At 65.0% G+C, this 2,924-nt stretch carries 1 protein-coding gene and 4 pseudogenes; 4 read left to right on the top strand and 1 reads right to left on the bottom strand.

Annotated elements, in window-relative coordinates:
• From MKL09_RS00895 to MKL09_RS00885, 3 genes and pseudogenes are all read left to right on the top strand, one after another.
• Window positions 1–916 (top strand): annotated as a pseudogene (locus MKL09_RS00895) (IS3 family transposase); the annotation flags it as partial.
• A gap of 110 nt (window positions 917–1,026) precedes the next feature.
• On the top strand, window positions 1,027–2,070 hold the full coding sequence (locus tag MKL09_RS00890) for an FUSC family protein (RefSeq protein ID WP_244017101.1): 1,044 nt from the start codon (window positions 1,027–1,029) through the stop codon (window positions 2,068–2,070).
• 270 nt (window positions 2,071–2,340) lie between these two features.
• A pseudogene (locus MKL09_RS00885) lies at window positions 2,341–2,529 on the top strand (transposase); the annotation flags it as partial.
• Between the two features lie 32 nt (window positions 2,530–2,561).
• Here MKL09_RS00885 and MKL09_RS00880 read toward each other — a convergent pair.
• Window positions 2,562–2,798, bottom strand: a pseudogene (locus MKL09_RS00880) (integrase core domain-containing protein); the annotation flags it as partial.
• Window positions 2,799–2,810: 12 nt separating this feature from the next.
• Between MKL09_RS00880 and MKL09_RS00875 the strand changes: the two are divergent.
• Window positions 2,811–2,924: pseudogene (locus tag MKL09_RS00875) on the top strand (integrase core domain-containing protein); the annotation flags it as partial.

The raw sequence follows: 2,924 nt of genomic DNA, 5'->3' as shown, positions 1-2,924 counted from the left end.
AGCATGGCGTGTCGGAACGGTTCGCTTGCCGCGTGCTGGGTCAGCACCCCTCATCCTGGGCCTGTCGAAGGATCGACGCAACGCAAGTGGGCCGTGGTGGTCGAGGACGAGGCCGCACTGACCGCCGACCTCGTCGCGGTGGCTCTCCAGTATGGGCGATACGTGTACCGTCGGATCACCGCGCTGCACCGGCGCGACGGAGGGACGATCAACGCGAAGCGGGTCGTTCCTTCGACAGGCTCAGGATGAGGGGATCTGGCGGCGGGAGAGTCTCAAGGTCCCAGCCCGACAGCCGAAGCGGGCCCGCCTCTGGCTCAACGACGGCTCGTGCGTGCGCCTGCGGCCAGAGCGGCCCAACCATGTCTGGTCCTACGACTTCGTCGAGCATCGGACGCATAACGGTCGCAAGGACCGGATGCTGAACGTCCTCGATGAGTTCACGCGCGAGTGCCTGGCCATCCGCGTATCCCGTAAGCTGAAGGCGCACGACGTGATCGATGTCCTCGCGGATCTATTCAGCCTGCGCGGTGTGCCAGGCCATATCCGCTCGGACAATGGACCTGAGTTCATCGCTCGATCTGTCCGAGGCTGGATTGCAGCGGTCGGCTCAGAGACCGCCTAGATCGAGCCAGGCAGTCCGTGGGAGAACGGGTACTGCGAGAGCTTCAACGCGAAGCTTCGGGATGAACACCTCAACGGCGAGGTGTTCTACACCCTCAAGGAAGCCAGCGTCGTGATCGAGCAATGGCGGAGGCACGACAACAGCATCCGGCCGCACGCGTCACTCGGCTACTGCCCGCCCGCGCCAGAGGTCGTCATCTGGCCAACGGAACCGAGCGGCTCAGTGCCGTCCGCTCGCCCTACCATCGTCACGCGGCCGATGATGCACCAACTTCGAACCTGGGCCACCAAATAGGGGCAGGCCACTGACGCGTAGCTCGACGCGACGATCTTGCCCTGGCGTGGTCCCGGGAACATCATTGCGGCGGCCGGGACGTTTCTCGTTGACCTGTTGGAGCGGGCTTGATGCCACCATGGCTGGAGCGCGTCGATCCCGGCACACATCGGCGCATCAAAGGGCTGCGGCTAGTCACCGCCTACGCCATCGCGGCTTTGCTGGGTGCGGTGTTGGAGCCGCATCAGGCCGGGAATGGCGGTACGCTGAGTTCCCTCGCGGGTGGTTTCGCACTTTGGGCCAGCGTCTCGGAAGGTCAGGCGACCCGCGCCGCATCCAGTCGTGACCTCCTGATCCTATGCGCTGCGGCCGTGGCGGGGGCGCTCAGCATGGTCGGCCTGGCTGCGATCCTCGGCCCGCGGACTTGGCCCGGACCCGAGGCCATCCTGATCACGGGCGCGTTCCTGGTCGGATACCTCAAACGGTACGGGACACTCGGGGCCGGCGTCGGGTCACAGGTCTACATCGGTCAGTTGCTGGCCTACGGCGCATCCCTGCGCCTCGCCGACAGCGGAACAGCTGTGCTCGCCGGCGCAGTCGCGGCGGTCGCTGCCATCGTGCCGCGCGTGCTCAGCGGCCCTGCTGAGCGGCCGGTGTCGCCGCCTGTCGGTGGGCCACTCGAACCCGTTGACTCTGCTCAGCAAGCCCGCGAGTTGCGCATGGGGCTGCAGGCAGCGCTCGCAGCGATGGTCATCGTCCTGCTGAGCGACGCGTTCCACCTTGAGCAGTCAGCATGGGCCATCACGGCGTGCACATACGTTATCGCCGCATCGACCGCCGGAACCCTCGACCGGGTCCGACGTCGGATCCTGGGCACGCTCGTCGGCGTCCCACTTGGACTGATGCTCCTACCTGTTGCACCGCATGCGCCCCTCGTCCTCTGGCTGGTGGCGGCACTCGCGATGGTCATCTACGCCATGGCGCTTCCCGAACGCTACGACATGGCTTGCGGGGCTTACGCGTTCACGCTGATGGTGACGCTGGCGGCCACCGGAGAGCGCTCGACGCTGCTTCTCGCCGCGCGAGCCTGGGAGACGCTGATCGGTGGTGCAATCGGTCTCGCGACCGCGCTGATCATCCTACCCCTGCGTCCGCGGCGGAACGTCAGATCCTGAAAGCGTCATCAAATCCGATCCCTCCCGGCGTTCTAAAACCTCAGTCTCTCGCCACTCACGACACCATCGCTACCATGATCAGCCAGCCTACGCCGATGAAGATGGCTACCGAGATCGGCAGGCGTCAGATCAGGCATCATCAACAACGGCCTGGGTCACGGTCCGGTTCTGCGGGGAGGGGCAGCGGGCGACTGACCCTGAGCCAGCAAACTAGTCCACGCTGAGCGCAAGTTTTTCGGGCATCCTGAACCCTGAAGGAGGGTGGATGCCATGCCTTGCAAACGCTTCACGAACGAACAGACCGCCTTCGTCCTGCGGCAGGCGGAGAACGGTGCGACGGTGGACGAGGTCTGCCGGAAGATGGGCGTGTCCGAGCCGACGTTTTACCGCTGGAAGAAGCAGTTCGTCGGCATGGGTATGCCGGAGATCCGCTGGCTCGAGCAGTTGGACGACGAGAACGGCATGATCGGCCCCCACAGGGTGGTCCAAGGTTAAAGTTCGTGCGCGGTAGGCCGCTCCACTACGGGTAGCTTGGCCGGCGGAGCTGGTCGGGCGAGCGCAGCCGGCCAAGCGGTGAAGGCTGGCATGAACACTTCTGGTGCCGGCGGCCGGTATCCCAGTGAGGCGTGCGGGCGTACGGTGTTGTAGTGACGTCTCCAGCTTTCGATCACGGTCTGCGCCTCCTTGAGTGTGTAGAAGATCTCACCGTTGAGCAGTTCGTCGCGAAGGCTGTCCAAGCTTGGATCACCGGCGTCGGAGCCAAGACGGCTTACATCACTCCGGGCTCACCGTGGGAGAATGGCTACGTCGAAAGCTTCAACGCGCGCCTTCGCGACGAACTGCTCAACGGTGAG

Origin of the sequence: Methylobacterium sp. J-048 (genome assembly GCF_022829515.1) — a bacterium.
In the GTDB taxonomy this organism is placed as follows: Bacteria; Pseudomonadota; Alphaproteobacteria; order Rhizobiales; family Beijerinckiaceae; genus Methylobacterium.
The sequence above is the reverse complement of the archived record's forward strand: the minus strand, read 5'-3'. Positions and strand labels throughout refer to the sequence as shown.

Bases quoted from the DNA above. Each gene is read 5' to 3' on its own strand.
- MKL09_RS00890 (WP_244017101.1), top strand. From the start codon at position 1,027: ATGCCACCATGGCTGGAGCGCGTCGATCCCGGCACACATCGGCGCATC.